We start from the raw sequence: 22742 nt of genomic DNA, 5'->3' as shown, positions 1-22742 counted from the left end.
GATCAGCTGGAACGCCGGCTACGGCTACGGCACCCAGCTCCTGCGGCACCAGGACCGGCTGCTGTCGGGGCACACCGGCTCGATGCCCGGCTTCGTGGCCACGGTCTGGACCAGCCCGGAGGAGGACCTGGCCGTCGTCGTGCTCGCCAACACCACCGCCGGCCTGCCCGTCGGCGGCCTCGCGGCGGACCTGCTCACCATCGTCGCCGACCGCGAGCCGCGCATCCCGGATCCGTGGCAGCCGCTGCCGGACCTCGACCCGGCCGTGCTCGCCCTGGCCGGCCCCTGGTACTGGGGTCCCGCCCCGGTCCTGCTGCGCATCCTCCCCGGCGGCCACCTGGAGATCGGGGCGCTCCGGGGCGGCGGCGGCCGCGGCGCCCGGCTGCGCCCGACCGGGCCGGACACGTGGCTCGGGCTCAGCGGCTACTACCACGGCGAGACGCTGCGGGTCGTGCGCGACGACGCCGGCCAGGTGACGCACCTCGACCTGGGCAGCTTCGTCCTGACCCGGCAACCGTACGAGCCGGCGGCCGTCATCCCCGGCCACGTCGACCCGGCCGGCTGGCGAGGCCATCCGTGAGGCGCGCGATCCTCCCCCTGGCCAGTTGGCGAGGGCAGCCGTGAGGCGCGCCTTTGTCACGCCGGCCACCATCGCTGCCGGCTCGCTGGCGACGGGACCGCAGCCTGAGCTCCCGGCGCCCGGCGGCCTGCTGCTGCGCCCGTGGCAGGACACCGACGCCGGGGTGTTCCTGGCGGCGTACCGGGACCCCGCGATCCAGCGGTGGCACACCCGCCAGCCGGCGACCGAGGACGAGGTCCGCGAGTGGTTCGCCGGCTACCGCCGCAGCTGGCGCGAGGAGACGGGCGTGAGCTGGGCGGTCACCCGCGGCGGCGAGGTACTCGGCCGGATGGCCCTCAACAGCGTCGACCTGGACGACGGGGTGGGCGGGATCGCGTACTGGGTGCTGCCGGCCGCCCGGGGCGCGGGAGTGGCGCCGCGCGCCCTGGCCGGGCTCGCCGCCTGGGCCTTCGCAGCCGGCTTCCACCGCCTCCATCTGGACCACTCGACCCGCAACGACGCCTCCTGCCGCGTCGCCACCAAGGCCGGCTTCGCCCTCGAAGGCACCCAGCGCAGCGCCGCCGTCCACGCCGACGGCCGCCACGACATGCACCTCCACGCCCGCCTCCGCACCGACCCCGCTTGATCAACTGGCCTCACTCCCCGGTCCGTCTATAGCATCGATGCTATGGCCTGGGCGAGGTCGACCTCGAGCCGGAGATGGGGGAGGGCCATGAGCGAGCGTGGTGACTGGGCCGCGATGCGAGAGCGGCGGATGGCGGAGCCGGGGGCTGCGGAGGCGTACGAGGCGGCTCGGCTGGCGTTCGAGCTCGGCGCCGCGGTCCGGGAGCTCCGCGAGAGCAAGGGCTGGAGTCAGACCCAGCTGGCGAAGGCGGCACGAATGACGCAGTCCGCGGTTGCCCGCTTCGAGGCCGGCGGCACCGTGCCCACGCTTCCGGTGCTGGAGCGCCTGGCCGCGGCGCTCGAGGTCGATCTCCATGTCAGTTTCACCCCGCGCGGCACGGCAGCCTGAAGAGCGTTCCCCGAACGTCGCTCGGGATCGATAATCATCGGTATGACTGCCGATGCCGGGTCCACGGGTGTGCGGCTGCCGCCGGGGCCGCGGGTGCCGCGGGTGGTGCTGGCCTTGCCGTTGCTGACGATGCGGCCGCAGGTGCTGGCTCGGCTGCGCCGGCGGTACGGGCCGGTGTTCCGGCTCGACATGCCGCTGACCGGGCCGTGTGTGCATCTCGGCGACCCGGCGCTGATCCGGCAGCTGTTCACCACGAGGCCCGAGCTACTCACCACCGTCGAGCCGAACCTGAGCCGGGTGCTGGGCCGCGGGTCCTTCTTCGAGCTCGACGGTGACGAGCACAAGCGCCAGCGCAAGCTGCTCGTGCCGCCGTTCCACGGGCGCCGGATGCGGGACTACGAGGGGATCATCGCGGAGGAGACGCGGCGGGAGGTGGCGGGCTGGCCCGTGGACGAGCCGTTCCCGACGCTGCCGTCCATGATGCGCATCACGCTCAATGCGATTCTGCGCGCGGTCTTCGGCGCGGGCGGGGCGGAGTTCGAGAGGCTGCGCCGCCTGCTGCCGCCCATGGTCACGTACGGTTCCCGGCTCATGCTGCTGCCCTGCGACGGCCGTCGGCTGGGGCGGTGGGATCCGTGGCGGCGCTTCCGGGCGTACCGGGAAGAATTCGACTCGATCGTCGCCGCCCTGATCGCGCGGGGGCGCGCCGATCCGGACCTCGCCGACCGGCGCGACGTGCTGTCGCTGATGCTGCTCGCCCGCTATGACGACGGCAGCGCCATGTCCGACGGGGACATCGCCGACCAGCTGCTGACCCTGCTCGCCGCCGGGCACGAGACGACGGCGACCCAGCTGGCGTGGGCCTTCGAGCGGGTGCGCCGGCATCCGGCGGTGCTCGACCGGCTGTCCGACCCCGCCTTCCGCGCGGCCACCCTGATCGAGGTGCAGCGCACCCGCCCGGTCATCGACCTGACCAGCCGCCGCGTCAAGGCCGAGACCCTGACGATCGGCGACTGGACGATTCCGCGCGGCTGGACGGTCGTCGCCGCGATCAGCCTCGTGCACAGCGACGACCGGGTCTTCCCCGGCGCCGCCCGGTTCGACCCGGACCGCTTCCTCGGCGCGGCCCCGGACACGTACTCGTGGATCCCCTTCGGTGGCGGCACCCGGCGCTGCCTCGGCGCGGCCTTCGCCACGATGGAGATGGATGTCGTCCTGCGCACGGTCCTGCGGGACTTCACGCTGGTGCCGACGACGGCGCCGGGGGAGCGGGCGTTCAACCGCGGCGTCGCCTACGCGCCGGCGAAGGGCGGGATCGCCGTCGTCCGGCGCCGGTGACCGGAGCCCGGCGACCTCGCGCGGCGGGGATTGGAGGCCGGCGACCTCGCGCGGCGGGGAGCGGAGGTCGGCGACCTCGCGGCGGTGGCTGGAGGTGGGTGGCCGCGCGCGGCGGTGAGCGGTAGGACCGGCGGGACTACGGGAGGTCGACGACCTCGCGGCCGAGGGGCCAGAAGGCGACCGGGACCAGCTTGAAGTTGGCGATGCCGAAGGGGATGCCGATGATGGTGACGCACTGGGCGATGCCCGCCGCGATGTGGGTCAGGGCCAGCCACCAGCCGGCGACGACGACCCAGATGATGTTGGCGAGGCCGGAGGCGACCCCGGCGCCCGGCCGGGCCACGACCGTGCGCCCGAAGGGCCACAGCGAGTAGACGGCCAGCCGCATCGCCGCGACGCCGAAGGGGATGGTGACGATGAGGGCGAAGCAGATCAGGGCGGCGATGCCGTAGCCGATGGCGAGCAGGAAGCCGCTGCCGAAGACGAACCACAGGACGTTCAAGATCAGTCGCACCACCTCATTGTGCAGGCGGCTGTCCAGCGCGGCGGCGGGCGAACGTCTCCGCGAGCACGATCAGGCCCGGCGCGGCGCCGATCAGCCAGAGCGCCGGAAAGGGCCAGCTGACCAGGTACGACACGGCACCGCGCGTGTCCACGGGACGGGCACTCCAGTCGAAGGGGCAGCGCAGGTCGTCCGTGCCCGAGGGGGTGACTGTGGCCACCCACACGTCCGCGGTGCCGTCGTTGCTGTAGTCGACCGGCACGGTGAGCGTGTCGACCGGCCGGCCGCCGATGGTGCAGCCCGCCGCGCCGCCCGGCTCCGCGTCGTGGCGGTGCACCGCCCAGCGCCCCGCGGCCGGCGGACCGGACGGCGGGGCGGGGACGGACGTCGGCGCGTCGGTGCTGTGCAGTGCGGCGGTCTCGATCACGCCGGTGACGAGAATCATGCCCAGCAACGCCAGTACGCCACCCGCGGCGTAACGCCACCGCCGCGGCGGCCGCGCCGGGCGCCGCCACAGCCGGCGGAGCCCGAAACCGGCGGCGGCGCCCAGGACGGCTGACGGCAGGGTGGCGTACACCCGGAAGTCGGCCTGTTGGTCGAGGGGCGCGACCCACCGCGACAGCGCGACGATGATCAGCAGGGCCAGCGCCCCGGTCACCGTGCCCGCGGCGAGCGCCCCCACGAAGGAGGGGGCGCGCACCAGGGCCGCGAGCACGGGCAGCGTCACGGCCGCCCAGAGGAACAGCTCGGGGCTGTGCGGGAACGTCTCGATCGGATGCGTGGCCTCGTTGACCAGCAGCGGCATCGGCACGGCCGCCACGAACCACACGGCCCATGCCGTCGGCGGAGGCAGCGCGCGCAGCAGAGTCATGGCGACATGATGCCCCGCTCGATCAAGCGGCCGCGGAGGATCTCGTACTGCTCCCGGCAGCGGCGCGGCGGCCCGGCCGGGCGGGGCTGCACCGTTCCGCCGACCACGCGCTCCTCCGCCCGGAACTGATCAGCGGTGAAGTCGACCTCTTCGCCGCCGGGCAACCTGTTCCAATAGTGATGGCCGACCTTGGCACCCTCCACATGCACCTCGGCCAGGACCAGTTCGCCCCCCAGCAGCTCCTGGACGACCAGGGCGGTCACCCCGCACTGCCCCCGGGCCGGGTTCGCGGGCGTCCAGTCGTCAAGGTCATGCGGATCACAGGTGTCCCGTCCCCACGCCGCCCGCAGGACCGGGCGCAACTCCTCGGCTGTTGTCATGCCCCGAGCCTGCTGCCTCGACCTGATCGAGAGTCAACCAAGATGATGTCGATCGATCTGATACGGGGAGGATCCGCGTGCCGTCACGCCTTGGTTTCACCGCTCTGCTGACCACATCCCTGCTGCTGACGCCCGCCACCGCGGCCCAGGCGGCCCCGGCGAAAGGCGCGTCCGCCGCCGCGGCGCAGGCGGCTCCGGCCGAGGGCCTGTCGCTCGACGTCAACGACGTCACCGCCGCCATCGGCCCCGCCGGGGCGCGCAGCTTCGTCACCCTGGTCAACACCGGCGACGAGCCGATCACGCTGCCGTCGGTGCAGCTGACCGCCGACGCCGGCGACCTGCGTGGCAAGGCGGTCCTGGACGGCGGGTCCGACGACTGCACCGGGGACGGCTCGACGCTCGAATGCACCTACCCCGGCACCACGGTGGACGCGCACTCCTACACGCCGCTGGCCCTCCTGACCGTACGCTCCACCGCCGCCGCGCAGCCGGGCGACAGCGGCACGATCCGCTACACCGTCGGCGACGCCACGGCCACCGCGCGGGTGCTGCTCGCGGAGGAGGTGGGCCTGGCCGCCGAGCCCGAGCTGACCACCTCCGGGGCGCCCGGCGGGACCGCCACGTTCGCGCCCGGTGTGACGAACAACGGCCCGAACCCCGCCCGCGGCGTGGTGCTCGCTGCCGGCAGCGGCTCGGTGAGCCTCACCTACGAGCGCAAGTTCAGCAACTGCCTGTACGCGGACCACGAGTTCTTCTGCGACTTCACCGAGGTGCTGGAGCCCGGCAAGCAGTACGTCCCCGCCGAGGGCATCCCGCTCGAGATCCGCCCCGACGCCCCGGCGCCGACCCGGTATCGCAGCGTCACCCAGTGGCTGACCACGACCGACGCGGTCCGGCTGCGCGAGGAGTTCCTGCAGCGTAACCCCGAGACCAGCACCGGTACGGGCGCCCCGCTGCACCTGGTCGAGAAGCCCGCCGCCCGGGCGCAGACCGACCCCGAGGAGCTCGACAACTACACGAGCGTCTACGTCGACATCACCGGCGAGAACAACCCCGACGAGGCGGCAACCGGCGTCACGGTCACGGGCAGGGCCGGCGAGACCGTGGACCTGCCGGTCGGCTTCACGAACCACGGCCCGGCCCGCCTCGACTACGCGCGCGACTTCCCGTCGACCATCGAGGTTCGCCTCCCGTCCGGCGTCACCGTCGTCTCGTACGACAGCCAGAGCTGCTGGCCCACCCAGCTGTTCACCACGTTCCTCTGCTACCAGGCCGACGACGTCGAGGTCGGCCGGACGGTGACCTTCCCCTTCACGGTCCGCCTGACGACCCCGGGCACCACCACCGGCTCGGTGACCGTCGTGACGAGCTTCGCGGACGGATCGCCCTCCCCGGACCAGGACCGCACCAACAACACCGCCCCCATCGTGGCGACTGTCACCGCCGCCTGACGACCCGGGCCGTGGGCCACTGCCCGGAGACGGGCGGTGGCCTACGAACGGCTCAGATACCGCACCGGCTTGCCGAGCGACTCCGCGTAGGCGATCTCCCGCCGGGTCGACTCGCCCACGTAGCCGCCGGGATCCACGACGTACACCTCGTCGGCCATGCGGATCTTCTGGAAGTGCACGCGGGCGAGCAGCTCCCTCAGCTCCGAGCTCGGCTCGGGAAGCCCGAACAGCCCGAGGCTGAGCACGACGCACCCTTGGAGCGTGAGCCGCTCATTGACCGCCATGAACTCGTCCTGGAACCGGACCGAGCCGCAGAGCGTGACGACCTTCCCCTCGGCCGCATGCGGCACCTGCTGATCCTCCATGGGCTCGATGATCGGCGCCCGCGCCGGACAAGTCCACCGCCTTCAGGTCCCGACGTACCGAGAGCGTGCCGGAAGGCGCCGCCGGGGTGCGGTCGGCTGAGTGACCCGCTCATTCGCGCAGCGGGCAGCGGGCCCGGTCGGTGAAGACGGGGATCGAGCGCGCCTCGGCCAGGTAGGGCGTGCCGGCGGTGTCGCCCGTGCCGGCGCGGTCGGGGCCCAGCATGCGGACGGCGACGCGGTAGTGGGTGCGGCGCCACTGGGTCAGGGCCTCGGCGAAGTCGGCCTTGGCGGCGTGGGCGTGCGGGAGGGCGGTGTCGATCGTCGGGCCGCCGGCCTGGACGCGGGCCCGGACCTCCGGGACGGACAGGTACGCGGCGGAGGCCAGGCGGGCCGGGGCGGGCCGGCGGGCCAGGCTTTCCATCAGCTTGTAGTGGCGGGACTGGATGGCGCTCGCCCCCTCGGTGTGGCGGCGGAAGCGCTGGAACGCCTCGACGCTCATCGTGGCGAGCGCCGACCACAGGGGGGTGCGGGACCGCAGCCGGGCGGCGGCGAGGTGCAGGGCGGCCGGGGTCATGGCGGAGAGGTCGGTGACGATCTGGGCGAAGGTGAGCTCGAAGGCCTGCAGCACCCGGATGAACATGCGCTCGTCGTGCTCGGTGTCGACCGGCAGCATCGTGCACCGCAGCAGCAGGCGCTCGGCGGCGGTCGGTGTGACGGCCAGCGGGGGCCGGGCGCGCCGGAGATGACGGACGCGTTTGTGCACGTCGAGTCCGGACGCCTCCTCGAAGGCGATCGCGTCGTCGAGGAGCAGGGCCACCAGCCGTTCGCGGTCGCCGGGGGCGCGGTCGAGCAGGGGCAGGGCCAGGTAGCTGCGGTAGTCGTACCGCTGATCGAACTTGTCCAGCAGGACGCCGACGAGCACGGGGTCGTAGGAGCAGCCGGCCAGGGCGGCGAGGAGGTCCGGGGACACGCGGTGCTTGCCGTGCCGGAGATATTCGTCGAGCACCGGTGCGTACGGGAAGGGGCCGCCGGAGGCGGTGAAGGCCCGGACCGCCGCGGCCGCGGTCATCGGCCGGACTCGGTGATCTGCGTGCGCACTGCCCAGAGGCGCGGGAAGAGCTTGTGCGCGATCAGGCGGGCGAGCGTGTCGACCGGGGTGCCCTGCGTGCCGAGCACCGCGTGCCCGATGATGCGGGTGGCGATCTTGTAGTGCTCGGTGCGCCAGAGGGCGATGCGCTCGTCGAGCTCGACCATGGCCTCGGCGAGGCGGTAGAGCCCGGTGGTCGGGTCGCCGCGGTAGAGCTCGGTGAGGTCCGTTCCGGCGGCAGCCAGCCGTACGTCGAAGGTGCGGCCCAGGGCGCGCGCGGCCTGCCGCAGCCCCTGCCAGCCCGGGGACTCCGCGCCGGAGCCGGTGCCCAGCGCGGGGCGCAGCCGGGCGAAGCCGGCCGGGGTGAGGTGGCGCAGGATCTCCAGCTGGCCGATGATCAGGCGCAGGACGGTCGCGGCGCGGCGCACGAGCAGCTCGGCGTGTCCGGTGCGGCCGGCGCCGGCCTCCTCGATCGCGTGGTGCAGCTGCGTGGTGGCCAGCTTCAGCCACAGCTCGGTGCTCTGGTGGGTGATCTGGAAGAGCAATTCGTCGGGGTGCACCCACTCCTCGGGGGTGCGTTGCAGCGCCAGGAGTTCGTCGGTGCGCATGTAGAGCGCGTAATCGGTGGGCACGGAACCTGACGTTATCGATGTTCCTCGATCAAAGTTGTCACTCCACGGGGTGAAGCACGTTGCTCAGCGGGGACGGGGTGGCGTGACCCGGCGGGCACCCGGGCCTCCGGCGGCCCGCCACCGGGCGGGCGTCAGGCCGTGGTCGGCCCGGAAGCGCTTGATGAAGTAGCTGACGTCCGGATATCCGGCGCGCCGGCTGATCGCCGCCACGGTCAGGTCGGTGCCGGCCAGCAGGTGACGGGCGTGCTGCATGCGCCGCTCGGTCAGCCACTGCTGGACGGTACGGCCGGTCGAGCGCCGTACCACTGTGGTCAGATGCCCCGGCGTGAGTGCCACCTCGGCGGCGATGTCCGCCAGCGAGATCGGCTCGTGGAAGCGGCGCTCGATGAGCTCGAACACCGCGGCGAGCACCGGCTCGCCGGCCGCGCGGAGGTCACCGGCGACGTCGCCGGTCAGCCGCGTGGCCGCCACCAGCACCAGGGTCAGCAGGGCGAGCGCCGCCTCCTGGTAGCCGTCGCGCCGGGTGCGCAGCTCGGCGTCGAGGTCCCGGAAGCGCGCCACCCAGCCGGCCCGCTCCCCGGCCGGCACCCGCAGCCGCTGCACGTGGCCGGCCCCGCGGGTGAAGGGCAGCAGCAGGGGGTGGCCCTGCCACGACGGCCCCGGCGCGTCGGCCGGGAAGAACATCGCCCACCCGTCGTCGGCGACCTCGTGCCCCGGGCCGCCGAACGACACGACCTGCCCGGGCGCCAGGACGAACAGGTCGCCGTCGCGGACCTCCCACGTCCGGCCGTCGATCGCGACGCTGCCGTGCGCGCGGTGGGCGTAGAACAGAACCAGGAAGTCGTGGGTGTGCGCCTGGTCGGCGGGCAGCGCGAGCCCGGCCGGCGGCCGGTCGGGCAGGTGCACGACGGCCACGGGCGGGACGCCGGGCGCCCGGGTGAAGCCCACCACCGGCGCGCCCCGCACCTGCGCGCCGGTCGCCCGGGTCACGCGCGCGTGCGGCGGCCGGAGGACCGAATTCTGTCGCATCCCACCCGAAGAACCGCCGTTGTCCGCGCACCGGGCTGCCATGACGCTGAGCCTATGACCGAAACCACGTACATACCGGCCATGGGCCGCCACTGGATGCTGTTCCTCTACGACCCGGTCACCCGGCTCGCGGGCCTGCCCCGGGTGCACGACCAGTTGCTCGATCGCGCCGCGGTCCGGCCGGGCCACCAGGTCCTCGAGATCGGCTGCGGGCCCGGCGATCTGCTGCTGCGGCTCGCCCGGCGCACCCCGGACGCGCCGGCCACGGGCATCGACCCCGACCCCGCGGCCCTGCGGCGGGCCCGGCGCAAGGCGGGCAGGGCCGGGCTTACCGTCCGTTTCGAGCACGCCTACGCCGCCGGCCTGCCCCTCCCGGACGGCAGCGTCGACCGGGTCCTGTCGTCCTACATGTTCCACCACCTGGATGCCGCCGGTAAGGTCGCGGCCCTGCGGGAGGTGGCCCGTGTCCTGCGTCCCGGAGGCGAGCTGCACCTCGTCGACGCCGACGGCACCGGCCGCACGTCCCCGCTCCTCGCCGGCAACGTCCCCGCCCGCGTGCTCGCGGCGATGCGCGACGCGGGCCTGAGCGACCCCGCCGAGACGGGTCGCGGCCGCCGGGCCGGACCCCTCGGCTCGTACGTCTTCTATCAGGCGTGCCGTGCGGGTGCGTGACCCGGCACGTCGCGGCCCGGGCGGTGGCCGCGCTTGGCCCGCTGGACCAGCTCGTAGACGTGGGCGCGCAGCTCGGTGAAGCGGGCCGAGCCGCGGGTCGTCAGCTGGTCGCGGTCGTCGGGGAGGTCGATCGGGACGTCCTCGAGGATCACGGTCGGGCGGTGCGACAGGACGAGCACGCGCTGGGCGAGGTAGACCGATTCGTCGATGTCGTGGGTGACGAAGAGGACGGTGACGCCGAGGTCGCGCCACAGGGTGCGGACCAGGTCCTCCAGGTCGGCGCGGGTCTGGGCGTCGACGGCGGCGAAGGGCTCGTCCATCAGCAGGACCGACGGCTCGTAGGCCACGGCCCGGGCGATGGCGACGCGCTGCTGCATGCCGCCGGAGAGCTGCCAGGGGTGGGCGTCGGCGGAGTCGGCCAGGCCCACGGACGCCAGGGCCGACTCGCACCGGGCCCGGCGCTCGGCCTTGGACAGGCCCTTCTCCTTCAGGGGGAGCTCGATGTTGCCGCGTACGGTCAGCCAGGGGAACAGGCTCCGGCCGTAGTCCTGGAACACCACGGCCATCCCGGCCGGCGGCTCGGTGACGGTGGCTCCTTCGAGGCTGACCGTGCCGGCCGTGGCCGGGAGCAGGCCGGCGATGCAGCGCAGCAGTGTGGTCTTGCCGGCGCCCGACGGGCCGACGATGCAGACGAGCTCGCCGCGGCGCACCTGGAAGGTGAGGTCGCGGACGGCCTCGACGGTGCGTCCCTGCCCGGTGTACGTCTTGGCGAGCCCGGCGACGTCCAGCGTGATCATGTCAGCCCTCCCGTTCGGCCTGGCGCAGCCCGCGGTACCACGCCAGGGTGCGGTGCTCGACGATCTGGAACGCCCCGGACAGGGCGACGCCGATCAGGCCGAGCAGGATGATGCCGGTCCACATCTGCGGGACCGCGAAGCCGCGCTGGAACTGCACGACGGCCGCGCCCAGCCCGCGGTTGGCACCGAAGAGCTCGCTGATGACCATCAGGATGACGCCGATGGACAGCGCCTGCCGGGCGCCGGTGGCGATGCGGGGGCCGGCGCTCGGCAGGATCACCTTGAGCGGGGCGATGTGGTAGCTGCGGGCGGTCTCGCGGGCGACCTCGTCCACGGACCGGACGCCCTCGATCGTGTTCAGCAGGATCGGCCACAGGCAGCCGAGCGTGATGGTGACGATCTTGGCCGTCCAGCCCGTGTAACCGGCGAAGAGCGCGATGATCGGAATCAGCACCGGCGGCGGGATCGCGCGGAAGAACTCCAGCACGGGTTCCGTCAGGTCGGCGACTGCCCGGAATGTTCCGATCACTGTGCCGAGGCCCACCCCCGCGGCAAGCGCCAGGAAGAAGCCGATCACCAGCCGGGAAAGGCTGGGCACCACGTCGTGCAGCCAGAAGTCGGCGGTCCAGGTGGAGGGGATGGCACCGGCGATCGTGGACAGCGGCGGCCAGAAGAAGCTGGAGCTTCCCGCCGAGGCGATCCACCAGAGCGCCACGAGGATCACGGGCAGGGCTATGCGTTTCACAGGTCCCTCCGTACGGACGTGTGCCAGCGCAGCGCCCGCCGCTCGACGGCCCGCGCGGACGCGTTGACCGCGACGCCGATCAGGCCGACGACGATCACCAGCGCGTACGTGTCGGCGACCGCGCCCGAGCTCTGCGCGACCCCGATCGATCGGCCCAGCCCGGGCACCCCGATCACGAGCTCGGCCGTGATCTGCAGGATCAGGGCGACCGCCGCGGCGAGGCGCACGCCGGTGACGACGTACGGCATCGCGGTCGGCCACACCACCTGGCGCACGACCGCCCACCGCGAGAAGCGGAACGAGCGGGCCGTGTCGCGCACCACGGGGTCGACGTCGGCCACGCCGTAGAGCACCTGCACGAGCACCTGCCAGAAGGCCGCGTAGACGACCAGGACCAGCGCGGACTGCGGGCGGCTGCCGTAGAGCAGGACCACGAGCGGGATGAGCGCGACCGACGGGATCGGGCGCAGGAACTCGATCGTCGTGGCGGTGACCGCGCGCAGGAACGGCACACCGCCGATCACGACGCCGGCGGCGACGCCCGCGAGCACGGCGACGGCCAGCCCGATCGCCCAGCCGCGGAGGGTCTGGGCGAGGGCGGTCCAGAAGCCGGCCGTGCCGGCCTCGTCGCCGAGCGCGGACATCATGCTGCTGAAGGGCGGCAGGAACCGGTCGTCCACCAGCCCGATGCGCGGCACGAGCTCCACGACGGCCACGAGGATCAGCAGGCCGGCGCCTCCGAGAAGCAGCCGTCTCACGGCAGCAGGGCGTTCAGGTCCGGCTGCTTGGTCAGTACGCCGTCCTGCGTCGCGAGGTCGGCGAGCACCTGCACGGAGGCCTTGTCCACCGTGGCGGGCCACTTCGGCAGGACCATCTTCTGCTGCACGGCCGGATCGATCTTCGTGTACGACGTGAGCACCGCCCGCGCCTCGTCGGGGTGCGCGGACGCGTACTCCAGCGACTTGGTCATCGCCGCCGTGAAGCCCTTGACCGCATCGGCGTTCTGCTGGGCGAACTGCTTCGACGTGAAGTACATGCCGACGGTCAGCCCCGGCGCCGTCCCCGCGTAGTTCGAGACGACCTGCGTGTCGCCCTGCCCGGTGGCGATGGTGAGGAACGGCTCGACGACCTGGCCGGCGTCGACGTCACCCTTGGCGACCGCGCTGACGATGTCGGGGAAGGGCAGCTCGACGTACGTGATCGTGGTCGGGTCGCCGCCCGCCTTGCGCACGACGTTGCTGACCGTGGTCGTGTTGATGTTCCGCAGCGTGTTGACGGCGACGCGCTTGCCGGCCAGGTCCTTGGCGGACGTGATCGGGCTGCCCTTCTTCACGATGACGGCGCCGAAGTCCTTGCCCTCCTCGCCGGTGGACGCCACGCCGTTCGCGACGACCTTGAGCGGGAGGCCCTGCGCGCCGGCGAGCAGCAGCGAGACGGTGTTGCTGAAGCCGAACTGGTACTGCCCGGCGACCACGCCGGGGACGATCGCGGCGCCGCCCTGGGCGGTCTCGAGGCTGACCTCGAGCTTCTGCTCGGTGAAGAAGCCCTTCTGGACGCCGAGATAGATGGGGGCGACGTCGACGATCGGAATGACGCCGATCTTCACCTTGACGTTGCCGGAAGCGGTGGTCTCGGTGCCGCCCGAGCCGCACGCGGCGGCGGAGATGACGAGGGTGAGGGCGGCGAGGACGGCGGGGAGGCGACGTGACATGGGTCCTCCTGGGGTCGATGCGGAGGACGTTACACAGATTGTCAACAATATTGAAGCCAATCTTGATTACGATCTTCACGCCCGGTACACATTGTCGACATGGCATCGCATTACGTCGTGCGTCACGTGGACCGGGCCGACCCCGAGGTCATCGCCGCCCTGCGCGAGGCGGGGGTGGCCACCGTGCACGAGGCCGCCGGCCGCACCGGTCTGCTCGGTCCCCCCGTGCGGGCCCGGCAGGAGGGGGCGGCGGTCGCCGGGTCGGCGATCACCGTGTCGTGCCACCCCGGCGACAACCTGATGATCCACGCGGCCGTGGAGGTGTGCCGCCCCGGCGATGTGCTGGTGGTGACCACGACCTCGCCGTCGACCGACGGCATGTTCGGCGAGCTGCTGGCGACCTCGCTGCGCGCCCACGGGGTGGTCGCGCTGGTGATCGATGCGGGCGTACGCGACCTGGCCGAGCTGCGCGCGATGGGCTTCCCGGTCTGGTCGCGGGCCGTGCACGCCCAGGGCACCGTCAAGGCCAGCCCCGGCTCGGTCAACGTGCCCGTCGTGGCGGCCGGACAGCTGGTCGGCCCCGGGGACGTCGTGGTCGCCGACGACGACGGCGTCTGCGTCGTCCCGAGCGCCGCGGCCGCGCGGGTGGCCGAGACCGCGGCGAAGCGCCTGGCCAACGAGGAGGACAAGCGCAAGCAGCTCGCGGCCGGCACGCTCGGCGTCGACATGTACGGCCTGCGCCCGCTGCTCGAGGACCTGGGCGTCGAGTACGTGGACCGGCTGCCGTGACGGGGATCCGGTGCATGCAGATGCGCGGCGGCACCTCGAAGGGCGCGTACTTCCTGGCTCACGACCTGCCCCGGGACCGGGACGACGTCCTGCTGCGCATCATGGGAACCGACGAGCGGCAGGTCGACGGCATCGGCGGCGGCCACCCGCTGACCAGCAAGGTGGCCGTCGTGTCGCCGGGGGACCACGGCGTCGACTATCTCTTCCTGCAGGTCGTGCCGGGCGAAGCGCGGATCACCGACGCGCAGACCTGCGGCAACCTGCTCGCCGGGGTCGGCCCCTTCGCGATCGAGCGCGGCCTGGTCCCGGTCGCCGGCGACGTCACCGAGGTGCGCATCCGCATCGTCAACCCGCGCGAGTCGTGGGCGGTGGCGAAGGTGCCCACCCCCGGCGGCGCGGTGGACTACGCGGAGGGCATCGAGCTGACCTTCCCCGGCGGCGACAAGGACATCTTCCCCACGGGCAACCGGATCGACCGGTTCGCCGGCGTGGACGTGACCTGTGTGGACGCCGGGATGCCCGTGGTGCTGGTCCGCGCCCGGGACGTCGGCGCCAAGGGCACCGAGAGCCCCGCGACGTTGGAAGCGAACGACGAGCTGCGCGCGGTCGTCGAGAAGATCCGCCTGGAAGCGGGCGCGGCGATGGGGCTCGGCGACGTCCGGGAGTCGACCGTGCCGAAGATCTCCCTGCTGAGCGAGCCCCGGCAGGGCGGCCTGGTGAGCACCCGCACGTTCATCCCGCACCGGGTGCACGCGGCGATCGGGGTGCTCGGGGCGGTGTCGGTCGCGGCGGGGGTGCGTACCCCGGGAACGGTCTTCGCGGCCGGATCGGGGACCGGGATCGAACACCCGAGCGGGACGACGCACGTGTCCGTGGAGACCGACGGCAGCCGGCTGGTCAGCAGCTCGGTCGTCCGCACCGCCCGCAAACTGGCCGACGGGCTCGTGTGGCCCGCGCCGGCCCCGAAGGGAGCCGCCACATGATGACCCACGATCCCGAGCGCCGCCGCGACCTGGCGCACGTGGGACCGATCGAGCTGCGCACGCCCGTGCTCGACGAGTCCGCCGACTTCTTCGTCCGCATCCTCGGTCTGCGCGAGGTGCACCGCGACGCCGGCTCGGTCTACCTGCACACGTGGGACGACTACGCGGCGTGGACCGTGCGGCTCGTGCGGTCGCAGGCGGCGGGCATCGGGCGGACGTATCTGCGGGCCGCGAGTCCGCAGGCGCGCGACCGGCTCGCCGCCGCCGTCGCCAAGTCCGGCGTGGTCACCGACGTCCCGGCGCTCGGCGAGGTCGTGCTCTGCACCGATCCCGACGGCCACGAGCTGGGCATCTACTGGGACGTCGAGTGGTACCGGGCCGACGGCACCGACCGGCCCGCCCTCAAGAACCAGGCGGCGGCCTATCCCGGGCGCGGGGCGAACGTGCGCCGGCTCGACCACGTCAACTACCTGACCGCGGACGTGCCGGCCACCGCGGCCTTCCTCTCCGACGTGCTCGCGGCGCGCTGCACCGAGCGGATCGTCAAGGACGACGGCAGCCCGCAGGCCATCTGGTACTCCCTCGGCAACAAGACCTACGACCTCGTCTACACCGAGGACTGGACCGGCAGCCGCGGCCGCCTGCACCACGTCGCCTTCGCCACCGACACCCGCGAGGAGATCCTGCGCGCCGCCGACGTCTGCCTCGACGCCGGCGTGCACATCGAGACCGGCCCGCACAAGCACGCGATCCAGCAGACCTTCTTCCTGTACGTGTGGGAGCCCGGCGGCAACCGCATCGAGCTCTGCAACGCCGGGGCCCGCCTGATCCTCGCGCCGGACTGGCAGACGATCAGCTGGACCCGCGAGGAGCGCGCCAAGGGGCAGGCGTGGGGCCTCAAGACGATCGAGACGTTCCACACGCACGGGACGCCGGTGGTCCCGTGACGAGGATCGCCGTGCTGGGCCTGGGCGAGGCCGGCGCCCTGATCGCCGCCGATCTGGCCGCCGCCGGGGCTTCCGTCAGCGGCTTCGACCCGGTCCGCTCCCTCGACGGCATCGACAACCGCGGGTCCGACGCCGACGCCGTGCGCGACGCCGACCTGGTCCTCAGCGTCAACAGCTCGCACGACGCGCTCCCGGCCCTGGAGATGTCGCTGCCCGCCCTGCGCCCCGGGACGATCTGGGCCGACCTCAACACGGCCGCGCCCTCGGTCAAGGCGACCCTGGCCGACCGGGCCGGCCCGGACATCCCGGTCGCCGACGTGGCGCTGATGTCGCCGGTGCCGGGCCGCGGGCTGCGGACGCCGATGCTGGTCTCCGGGCCGGCCGCCCGGGCTTACTCGGACCTGATGACCGGTCTCGGGGCGCAGGTCTCGGTCCAGGACGGCCCGGCCGGGGAGGCGATCTCGCGGAAACTGCTGCGCAGCGTCTTCTACAAGGGACTCGCCGCCGCCGTGGTCGAGGCCCTCGCCGCCGCGGAGAAGGCCGGCTGTGAGCCGTGGCTGCGGGAGAACATCAGCGCCGAGCTGGCCGGCTTCGACGAGCGCACGATCGACCGGCTCGTCGACGGCACCCACCGGCACGCCCGCCGCCGCGCCGACGAGATGACCGCCGCCGCGGCGCAACTCGACGACCTGGGGGTGCCGCCCCGGATCGCCGCGGCCGCCCGGGACCTGCTCATCGACCTGCGCGACGGGGGCTCTCATGATCATTGACTGTCACGGGCACTACACGACCGCCCCGGCGGCGCACACCGGCTGGCGTTCGGCGCAGCTGGCGGCGTACGAGAACGGGCAGGCGCCGCCGCCCTACCCGCGGATCGCCGACGACGAGATCCGCGAGACGATCGAGGGCGGCCAGCTGCGCCTGATGGACGAGCGCGGCATCGACCTCACCATCTTCTCGCCCCGCGCGTCGGCCATGGGCCACCACGCGGGGGACGAGAGCGTCAGCCGGGCCTGGTCGGAGGCGTGCAACGACCTCATCGCCCGGGTGGTGGGCCTCTTCCCGGGCCGCTTCGCCGGCGTCGGGCAGCTGCCGCAGGCGGTCGGCGTCCCGATCGAGCGGTCGATCGGCGAGCTGCGCCGCTGCGTGACCGACCTGGGCTTCGTCGGCGTCAACCTCAACCCCGACCCGAGCGGCGGGCACTGGACGGCACCGCCGCTGACCGACAAGGCCTGGTTCCCCCTGTACGAGGTCCTGGCCGAGCTCGACGTCCCCGCCATGGTCCACGTGTCCGCCGTGACCAACGCCAGCTTCCACGCGACCGGCTCGCACTACCTCAACGCGGACACCACGGCGTTCATGCAGTTCCTGCAGTCCGATCTGTTCGCGACGTTCCCGGGGCTGCGGTTCGTCATCCCGCACGGTGGCGGCGCGGTCCCGTACCACTGGGGACGTTTCCGGGGGCTGGCCGACATGCTGCAGCGCCCGCCGCTGACCTCGCTGGCGGACAACGTCTTCTTCGACACGTGCGTCTACCACCAGCCGGGCATCAACCTGCTCTTCGACGTCATCGACGCGGGCAACATCCTCTTCGGCTCGGAGGCCATCGGCGCGGTGCGCGGCATCGACCCGCAGACCGGCCACCACTTCGACGACACCCGCCGGTACGTGGACGCCCTCGGCCTGCCCGCCGCCGACCTGGCCCGCGTCTACGAGCTCAACGCCCGCCGCGTCTACCCCCGCCTGCCCGCCGCCCCCGGGAGCCCACGGTGAAACGTCTCCTCGCCCTCCTCCTGCTGCTCGGCACCTGCGGTTTCGCCTCGCCGTCCGGGCTCGCCGACCTCGAGCCGCTGGACCCGGTCATCGCCTGCGCCGACGTGACCGGCCTCGCCCTGCCCGGCGTCACGCTCGCCTCGGCGACTGTCGCCGGCGCGAACTGCGAGGTGCGCGGCACGATCGCGCCCGCCAACACCATCGTCGTCCGGCTGCCGCTCGGCGGGTGGACCCAGCGCTACGTGCAGACCGGCTGCGGCGGGCTCTGCGGCAACGCCACCATCAACTACGGGCAGGCCGCCGGGTGCCCCGTGATCGAGGACGGCTCGGTGGCCGGCGCCACCACCGACATGGGCCACCAGGGGCAGAACGACGGCTCGTGGGCGGCCGGCAACCCGCAGGCGCAGATCGACTTCGCCTACCGCGGCGTGCACGAGACCGCGGTGACGGCGAAGAAGATCATCACGGCGTTCTACGGGCGGGCGCCGCGGTACTCGTACTTCACCGGCTGCTCCGACGGCGGGCGCGAGGCGCTGATGGAGGCCCAGCGCTTCCCGGACGACTTCGACGGCATCGCCGCCGGCGCGCCCGCGAACAACATGGCCGTGCAGAACACCTTCCACCACGCGTGGAACGTGCTCGCCAACCGCGACGCGTCCGGCAAGGCGATCCTGCTCGCGGACAAGCTGCCCCTGATCCACAACGCCGTCCTGGCCGCCTGCGGGCCCGTGCTCGACGACCCGCGCCGATGCCACTTCGACCCCTTCAGCCTGGTCTGCGCGGACCCGGCCACCTGTCTCACCGGCGCCGAGGCCACCGTGGTCCGCAAGCTGCACGACGGCGCCGTGGACGCCCGCGGCAACCGCCTCGAGGTGCCGGTCGGCCACGAGTGGGGCTCCGAACTGGAGTGGACGCTGTTCGTGCCCGCCACCCCGACACAGACCGTGGCCAGCGAGAACTTCGCGCTCTCGTACCTGCGCTACCTCGCGGACCCGAACCACGCGCGGCCGGCCTACCAGCTCAGCGACCTGAAGCTCACGGTGGAGTCGTTCTGGCGGACCGTGCTGCCGTCGAGCACGTACCTGGCGGCCATGGACCCGGATCTGAGCGCCTTCCGCCGCTCGGGCGGCAAGCTGCTGCTGTGGCACGGCTGGAACGACCAGCACATCGCGCCGCGCTCGACCCTGGCCTACTTCTCCGAGCTGCAGGACCCGGCCCGCTACGCCCGGCTCTACATGTTCCCCGGCGTGGCCCACTGCGGCGGCGGGCAGCCCTTCGACGTGCTCACGCCGGTGATGGCCTGGGTGGAGACCGGCCGTACGCCCGGGTCGATCAACGGTGTCCACGCGATGTCCCAGGCCGCCGCCCGTGGCGACTATCACTGGGTGGGAGAGGGCCTCTACTCGCACGGCTACCAGACGTGGCCGCGCGCGGTGGGCAACAGGCTTGTCATCGGGCCGGGATATCCTGGCGGCCATGCCCGCTGAGCAGGACGAAGCCACCGCCCCGCCCGGCCGCCGAGCCGCGGCGGACACCCGTGACGCCCTGCGCAGCGCGATTCTCGGCGGGGAGTACCTGCCCGGCGAGCGCCTGGTCGAGCTGCAGCTCACCGAGCGGTTCCGGGCCAGCCGGTTCACCGTGCGGGCCGCGCTGCAGGAGCTCGCCGGCGAGGGCCTGATCGAGATGCAGCGCAACCGCGGCGCGATGGTCCGCAAGGTGTCGCTCGCCGAGGCCGTCGAGATCACCGAGGTCCGCATGGTCCTGGAGGGCCTGGTCGCCGCGCGCGCCGCCGAGCGCGTCACCGACGACCAGGCCGCCGACCTCGCCGAGATCGGCCGGCAGATGCGCGCCGCGGTCGACGCCGGGGAGTTCCGCCGCTACAGCGACCTCAACCAGCGGCTGCACGCGCTGATCCGGCAGATCGCCGGGCACGGCACCGCCGACGGCATCATCGAGACGCTGCGCGGGCAGCTCGTGCGGCACCAGTTCATGCTGTCCATGCTGCCCGGGCGCCCGCAGACCTCGCTGCCCCAGCACGAGCGCATCATCGCCGCCATCCGCGACCGGGACGCCCCGGCGGCGGAGGCGGCGATGCGCGGCCACATCGCCAGCGTCATCGAGGCGCTGCGAACGCTTTCCCCTGCGCAACCTGCCTACTGAGCAGCGCGACCGCGTCGCCCACGGGCATCGGGGCGAGCTGACGTCCGTCGCGGTCCCGCAGCGCCACCAGGCCGGCCGCCGCCTCACGCTCGCCGATGATTCCCACGTACGGGATGCGGCGCGCGACCGCCGCCCGCACGCGCGCGCCCACCGAGCCGTCGCGGTCGAGCCCCGCCCGCAGGCCGCCCTCGACCGCCGCCCGGACCACCGCCTCGGCCGCGGCGCCCTGAGCCTCGGCGACCGGGACGACGCGGAGCTGCTCGGGGGCGTACCAGAGGGGGAAGGCCCCGCCATGCACCTCCAGGAGGGTGGCGAAGAGCCGTTCCATCGACCCGGCCAGGCTGCGGTGCACCATGACCGGCCGCTGCTTGCGCCCGTCGGCGCCGATGTAGCTCAGCCCGAACTGCTCCGGCTGGTGGAAGTCGACCTGCACGGTGGCGAGGGTGAACTCCCGTCCCTGCGCGTCGCTCATCAGCGCGTCGATCTTCGGCCCGTAGAACGCCGCCTCGCCGCGCTTCTCCTCGTGGTCCTCGTCCCGCAACGCCTCGCGCAGGAGGTCCTCGGCGCGCACCCAGTCCTCCTCCTGGCCGGCATATTTTCCGCCGGCGCCGCGCAGGGACAGCTGGAAGCGCGCCTTCGGCAGGCCGAGCGCCGCGTGCGCCCGGCGCATCAGCTCCAGGCTGCCGCTGATCTCCGCGCCGACCTGCTCCGGCGCGCAGAAGATGTGCGCGTCGTTGAGCTGGATCGCCCGCACCCGGGTCAGGCCGCCGAGCACGCCGGAGCGCTCGGCGCGGTACATGCCGCCGAACTCGGCGATGCGCAGGGGCAGCTCCCGGTACGAGCGCCCGCGCGCTTGGAACATCAGCGCGTGATGCGGGCACAGGCTGGGCCGCAGCACCAGTTCCTCGTCACCGTCCGGGATCGGGGCGAACATGTCGTCGGCGAAGTTCGCCCAGTGTCCCGACAATTCGTACAGGCGGCGCCGGCCGAGCACGGGGGAGTGGACGTGCTGATATCCGGCGCGGCGCTCCAGCTCGTGCAGATAGGCCTCGACCTCGTGGCGGGCGGCGGCGCCGGCCGGGAGCCAGAAGGGCAGACCCGCGCCGATCAGCGGGTCGGAGTCGAAGATGTCCAGCTCACGGCCGAGCTTGCGGTGGTCGATCATGATGTCCTCCAGGGCTGCGGGGCACGCACCCGGAGGTCCTGCCCCGGGCGTCGTGCCCGGGGTCGATGCGCTTGCTAACGCGATGGCGACGCCGGGGTGTCCGGCGTCGTCGTCATCTCGTGGCTGCACATGGCTCCATGGTGTTTCCCGCTCGTCCGGACCGCCACCGAATTTCGAGAACCCCGGGGAGGTGCCCGTCGTCTTGCCTGATGTGAGAGACGAGGAGGAGCTCGTGCGCCGGGTCGCCCGCGGGGACCGGCAGGCGTTCGACGAGTTCTACCGGCGCACGTCGCCGTGGCTGACCGTGCGGCTGCGGCGCCGCTGCGCCGACGAGGACGTGGTCGCCGACGTGCTGCAGGAGACCTATCTGGCGGTGTGGCGGGCGGCGGGCGGGTTCGCCGGATCCGCCGCCTCGGGCAGCGCCGTCGGCTGGGTCTGGACGATCGCCGCCAACCGCCTGGTCGACGCGTTCCGGCGGCGCGCCCGGCAGAACCAGCCGCCCCCGGTCGCCCTGGCCGACCCGGCCGCCCCCGCCGCCGAGGAGGAGGCGCTCGCCGGGCGCGTCGGGCAGGACCTGGAGCAGGCCCTGCTCCGGCTGCCGGCCGACCTGCGGCTGGTGCTGCGGGCGATGGTCCTCGACGGCCTGAGCGTCCGCGAGACGTCCGTCCTGCTCGGCGTGCCGGAAGGCACCGTGAAGACCCGCGCGCGGCGGGCCCGGATCGCGCTGCGGGAGGCGCTGTCATGACCCACCCCCACCAGACCGCCCTGACCCGGTACGCCGAGGGCGCCCCCGGACTCGACGACGCCGCCGTGTGGACCATCGAGGCCCACCTCGAGACCTGCCCCGACTGCCGGGCCCGCCTGGTACCCGCCCTGCCCGCCGACACCCTGACCCTGCTCGACCGCGTCGGCGCCGAGCTGGACCGCGCCCTGGAGACCGAGCCCGCCCCGGCCCGGCCCGCCCGACGCTGGGGCGCCGCCCGCCGCCGCTGGCTGGCCGGCGCCATGCTGCCCTGGGTCATCATGACGGTCGCCGCGCTGACCTGCGCCGCCGCCATCGACCAGCTGAGCACGGCGCTGCCGTCGCTGGTGCTGCTGCTGGCGCCGATCGCCCCGCTGCCCGGCATCGCCGTGGCGTGGACCCGGCGCACCGACCCGGCGTGGGAGCTGATCGCCGCCACGCCCGGGGCCGGACTCGCCATGCTGCTGCGCCGGGCCGCGGTGGTGCTGGCGGTGGTCGTACCGGCCCTTGCCGTCGCCGGTCTGGCCGCGGGCGTGGGTGCCTCCCTGGCCCTGGCGCTGCTGCCCAGCCTGGCCTGCGTGGCGGCCGCCGTCGCCCTGGGCGGCCGGATCGGCGTCCGGCGCGCCGCGGTCGTCGTGGGGGTCGCCTGGGTGCTCGCCGTGGTCCTGCCCAGCGTCTCCACCAACCACCTGTCGGTGGCGCTGCACCCGGGCGCCGTGCCGGCCTGGGCGCTGGCCACGGCGGCGCTGGCGGCCTTCGCCGTCTCCCGCGCCGACGACTACCGGCGCCTGGAGAGCGGGGCCTAGAGGTGTTTGTCCCTAGGAGGCGAGCCGGCTGATCTCCGGGATCGTGCTGATCTCGGACCAGATCTCGTCGAGGGAGAGGCCGAGCACGGCGGCGATCGCCGCGATGGTCGGGAAGGCGGGGGTGGCCACGCGGCCGGACTCGATCTTGCGCAGGGTCTCCGGCGTGGCGGTGCCGACAACCAGACCGTGCCCGTGGCGCTCGCCG

At 73.4% G+C, this 22742-nt stretch carries 28 protein-coding genes; 15 read left to right on the top strand and 13 right to left on the bottom strand.

The window, feature by feature from the left end; all coding sequences use genetic code 11:
* The 4 genes from RBH18_RS33935 to RBH18_RS33920 form a co-directional block, all read left to right on the top strand.
* A partial coding sequence (locus RBH18_RS33935) for a DUF7586 domain-containing protein (protein ID WP_306214570.1) occupies positions 1-580 on the top strand: 580 nt, incomplete at its 5' end.
* 40 nt (positions 581-620) lie between these two features.
* Positions 621-1205, top strand: coding sequence for a GNAT family N-acetyltransferase (locus RBH18_RS33930; protein ID WP_306214569.1), 585 nt, complete (start codon positions 621-623; stop codon positions 1203-1205).
* An 87-nt stretch (positions 1206-1292) separates the two neighbouring features.
* On the top strand, positions 1293-1592 hold the full coding sequence (locus RBH18_RS33925; protein WP_306214568.1) for a helix-turn-helix domain-containing protein: 300 nt from the start codon (positions 1293-1295) through the stop codon (positions 1590-1592).
* A gap of 42 nt (positions 1593-1634) precedes the next feature.
* Complete coding sequence (locus RBH18_RS33920; RefSeq protein ID WP_306214567.1) at positions 1635-2930, top strand: cytochrome P450; 1296 nt, start codon at positions 1635-1637, stop codon at positions 2928-2930.
* Positions 2931-3066: 136 nt separating this feature from the next.
* Here the strand turns inward: RBH18_RS33920 and RBH18_RS33915 are convergent, their stop codons facing one another.
* The 3 genes from RBH18_RS33915 to RBH18_RS33905 are packed head-to-tail and all read right to left on the bottom strand — an operon-like array spanning position 3067 to position 4683.
* Positions 3067-3447 (bottom strand): YccF domain-containing protein, encoded by a 381-nt coding sequence (locus tag RBH18_RS33915; protein WP_306214566.1) that lies wholly within the window; start codon positions 3445-3447, stop codon positions 3067-3069.
* Position 3448: 1 nt separating this feature from the next.
* The gene (locus tag RBH18_RS33910; protein ID WP_306214565.1) at positions 3449-4303 is read right to left on the bottom strand and encodes a hypothetical protein; all 855 of its coding nucleotides are present in this window, start codon (positions 4301-4303) and stop codon (positions 3449-3451) included.
* The gene (locus tag RBH18_RS33905) at positions 4300-4683 is read right to left on the bottom strand and encodes a YunG family protein (protein ID WP_306214564.1); all 384 of its coding nucleotides are present in this window, start codon (positions 4681-4683) and stop codon (positions 4300-4302) included. The genes RBH18_RS33910 and RBH18_RS33905 overlap by 4 nt, the downstream gene beginning before the upstream one ends.
* 77 nt (positions 4684-4760) lie before the next feature.
* Here RBH18_RS33905 and RBH18_RS33900 point away from each other — a divergent pair, with 77 nt between their 5' ends.
* Positions 4761-6134, top strand: a complete 1374-nt coding sequence (locus RBH18_RS33900; RefSeq protein WP_306214563.1) for a hypothetical protein — start codon at positions 4761-4763, stop codon at positions 6132-6134.
* Between the two features lie 41 nt (positions 6135-6175).
* Here RBH18_RS33900 and RBH18_RS33895 read toward each other — a convergent pair whose 3' ends face one another.
* From RBH18_RS33895 to RBH18_RS33880, 4 genes are all read right to left on the bottom strand, one after another.
* A complete protein-coding gene (locus tag RBH18_RS33895; protein WP_306214562.1) occupies positions 6176-6499 on the bottom strand; it encodes a TIR domain-containing protein in 324 nt (107 codons plus the stop codon).
* Positions 6500-6608: 109 nt separating this feature from the next.
* The gene (locus RBH18_RS33890; RefSeq protein WP_306214561.1) at positions 6609-7568 is read right to left on the bottom strand and encodes a tryptophan 2,3-dioxygenase; all 960 of its coding nucleotides are present in this window, start codon (positions 7566-7568) and stop codon (positions 6609-6611) included.
* Positions 7565-8233: a tryptophan 2,3-dioxygenase family protein gene (locus RBH18_RS33885; protein ID WP_306214572.1), complete on the bottom strand. Its 669-nt coding sequence runs from the start codon at positions 8231-8233 to the stop codon at positions 7565-7567. The genes RBH18_RS33890 and RBH18_RS33885 overlap by 4 nt, the downstream gene beginning before the upstream one ends.
* A 48-nt stretch (positions 8234-8281) precedes the next feature.
* Positions 8282-9289, bottom strand: coding sequence for an AraC family transcriptional regulator (locus RBH18_RS33880; protein ID WP_306214560.1), 1008 nt, complete (start codon positions 9287-9289; stop codon positions 8282-8284).
* Positions 9290-9301: 12 nt separating this feature from the next.
* Between RBH18_RS33880 and RBH18_RS33875 the strand changes: the two genes are divergently transcribed.
* Complete coding sequence (locus RBH18_RS33875) at positions 9302-9919, top strand: class I SAM-dependent methyltransferase (RefSeq protein WP_306214559.1); 618 nt, start codon at positions 9302-9304, stop codon at positions 9917-9919.
* On the opposite strand, the gene RBH18_RS33870 is transcribed toward RBH18_RS33875, so the two are convergent.
* From RBH18_RS33870 to RBH18_RS33855, 4 genes are read right to left on the bottom strand one after another with little or no spacing between them, the layout of a single operon-like run.
* The gene (locus tag RBH18_RS33870; protein WP_306214558.1) at positions 9895-10716 is read right to left on the bottom strand and encodes an ABC transporter ATP-binding protein; all 822 of its coding nucleotides are present in this window, start codon (positions 10714-10716) and stop codon (positions 9895-9897) included. The genes RBH18_RS33875 and RBH18_RS33870 overlap by 25 nt on opposite strands.
* Position 10717: 1 nt before the next feature.
* Positions 10718-11461 carry an ABC transporter permease gene (locus RBH18_RS33865; protein ID WP_306214557.1) on the bottom strand — a complete coding sequence of 248 codons (744 nt, stop codon included), beginning with the start codon at positions 11459-11461 and terminating at the stop codon, positions 10718-10720.
* Positions 11458-12219, bottom strand: coding sequence for an ABC transporter permease (locus RBH18_RS33860; protein ID WP_306214556.1), 762 nt, complete (start codon positions 12217-12219; stop codon positions 11458-11460). The genes RBH18_RS33865 and RBH18_RS33860 overlap by 4 nt, the downstream gene beginning before the upstream one ends.
* Entirely contained in the window at positions 12216-13172 is a 957-nt protein-coding gene (locus RBH18_RS33855; RefSeq protein WP_306214555.1) for an ABC transporter substrate-binding protein, read from the bottom strand. Before RBH18_RS33855 ends, RBH18_RS33860 begins: the two co-directional genes overlap by 4 nt.
* 99 nt (positions 13173-13271) lie before the next feature.
* Here RBH18_RS33855 and RBH18_RS33850 point away from each other — a divergent pair, with 99 nt between their 5' ends.
* Genes RBH18_RS33850 through RBH18_RS33820 form a run of 7 tightly spaced genes read left to right on the top strand, consistent with a single transcriptional unit; the run spans position 13272 to position 19824 of the window.
* Positions 13272-13961 carry a 4-carboxy-4-hydroxy-2-oxoadipate aldolase/oxaloacetate decarboxylase gene (locus RBH18_RS33850; RefSeq protein ID WP_306214554.1) on the top strand — a complete coding sequence of 230 codons (690 nt, stop codon included), beginning with the start codon at positions 13272-13274 and terminating at the stop codon, positions 13959-13961.
* 14 nt (positions 13962-13975) lie between these two features.
* Complete coding sequence (locus RBH18_RS33845; RefSeq protein WP_306214553.1) at positions 13976-14944, top strand: PrpF domain-containing protein; 969 nt, start codon at positions 13976-13978, stop codon at positions 14942-14944.
* Positions 14941-15891, top strand: coding sequence for a VOC family protein (locus tag RBH18_RS33840; protein WP_306214552.1), 951 nt, complete (start codon positions 14941-14943; stop codon positions 15889-15891). The genes RBH18_RS33845 and RBH18_RS33840 overlap by 4 nt, the downstream gene beginning before the upstream one ends.
* Entirely contained in the window at positions 15888-16661 is a 774-nt protein-coding gene (locus tag RBH18_RS33835) for a DUF1932 domain-containing protein (RefSeq protein WP_306214551.1), read from the top strand. Before RBH18_RS33840 ends, RBH18_RS33835 begins: the two co-directional genes overlap by 4 nt.
* Positions 16651-17664 carry an amidohydrolase family protein gene (locus RBH18_RS33830; protein WP_306214550.1) on the top strand — a complete coding sequence of 338 codons (1014 nt, stop codon included), beginning with the start codon at positions 16651-16653 and terminating at the stop codon, positions 17662-17664. Before RBH18_RS33835 ends, RBH18_RS33830 begins: the two co-directional genes overlap by 11 nt.
* Positions 17661-19151, top strand: a complete 1491-nt coding sequence (locus RBH18_RS33825) for a tannase/feruloyl esterase family alpha/beta hydrolase (protein ID WP_306214549.1) — start codon at positions 17661-17663, stop codon at positions 19149-19151. Before RBH18_RS33830 ends, RBH18_RS33825 begins: the two co-directional genes overlap by 4 nt.
* On the top strand, positions 19141-19824 hold the full coding sequence (locus RBH18_RS33820; RefSeq protein WP_306214548.1) for a GntR family transcriptional regulator: 684 nt from the start codon (positions 19141-19143) through the stop codon (positions 19822-19824). The genes RBH18_RS33825 and RBH18_RS33820 overlap by 11 nt, the downstream gene beginning before the upstream one ends.
* Here RBH18_RS33820 and thrS read toward each other — a convergent pair.
* Positions 19778-20989 carry a threonine--tRNA ligase gene (gene thrS / locus RBH18_RS33815; protein WP_306214547.1) on the bottom strand — a complete coding sequence of 404 codons (1212 nt, stop codon included), beginning with the start codon at positions 20987-20989 and terminating at the stop codon, positions 19778-19780. The two genes, RBH18_RS33820 and thrS, sit on opposite strands and share 47 nt — an antisense overlap.
* Before the next feature lie 211 nt (positions 20990-21200).
* On the opposite strand from thrS, the gene RBH18_RS33810 reads away from it, so the two are divergent.
* The gene (locus tag RBH18_RS33810; protein WP_306214571.1) at positions 21201-21734 is read left to right on the top strand and encodes an RNA polymerase sigma factor; all 534 of its coding nucleotides are present in this window, start codon (positions 21201-21203) and stop codon (positions 21732-21734) included.
* Positions 21731-22537 carry a cupin domain-containing protein gene (locus RBH18_RS33805; protein ID WP_306214546.1) on the top strand — a complete coding sequence of 269 codons (807 nt, stop codon included), beginning with the start codon at positions 21731-21733 and terminating at the stop codon, positions 22535-22537. The genes RBH18_RS33810 and RBH18_RS33805 overlap by 4 nt, the downstream gene beginning before the upstream one ends.
* A gap of 12 nt (positions 22538-22549) precedes the next feature.
* On the opposite strand, the gene RBH18_RS33800 is transcribed toward RBH18_RS33805, so the two are convergent.
* On the bottom strand, positions 22550-22742 hold a 193-nt coding region (locus RBH18_RS33800), incomplete at its 5' end, for a helix-turn-helix domain-containing protein (protein ID WP_306214545.1).

Source organism: Actinoplanes oryzae (assembly GCF_030757795.1).
Classification (GTDB): Bacteria; Actinomycetota; Actinomycetes; order Mycobacteriales; family Micromonosporaceae; genus Actinoplanes.
The sequence above is the reverse complement of the archived record's forward strand: the minus strand, read 5'-3'. Positions and strand labels throughout refer to the sequence as shown.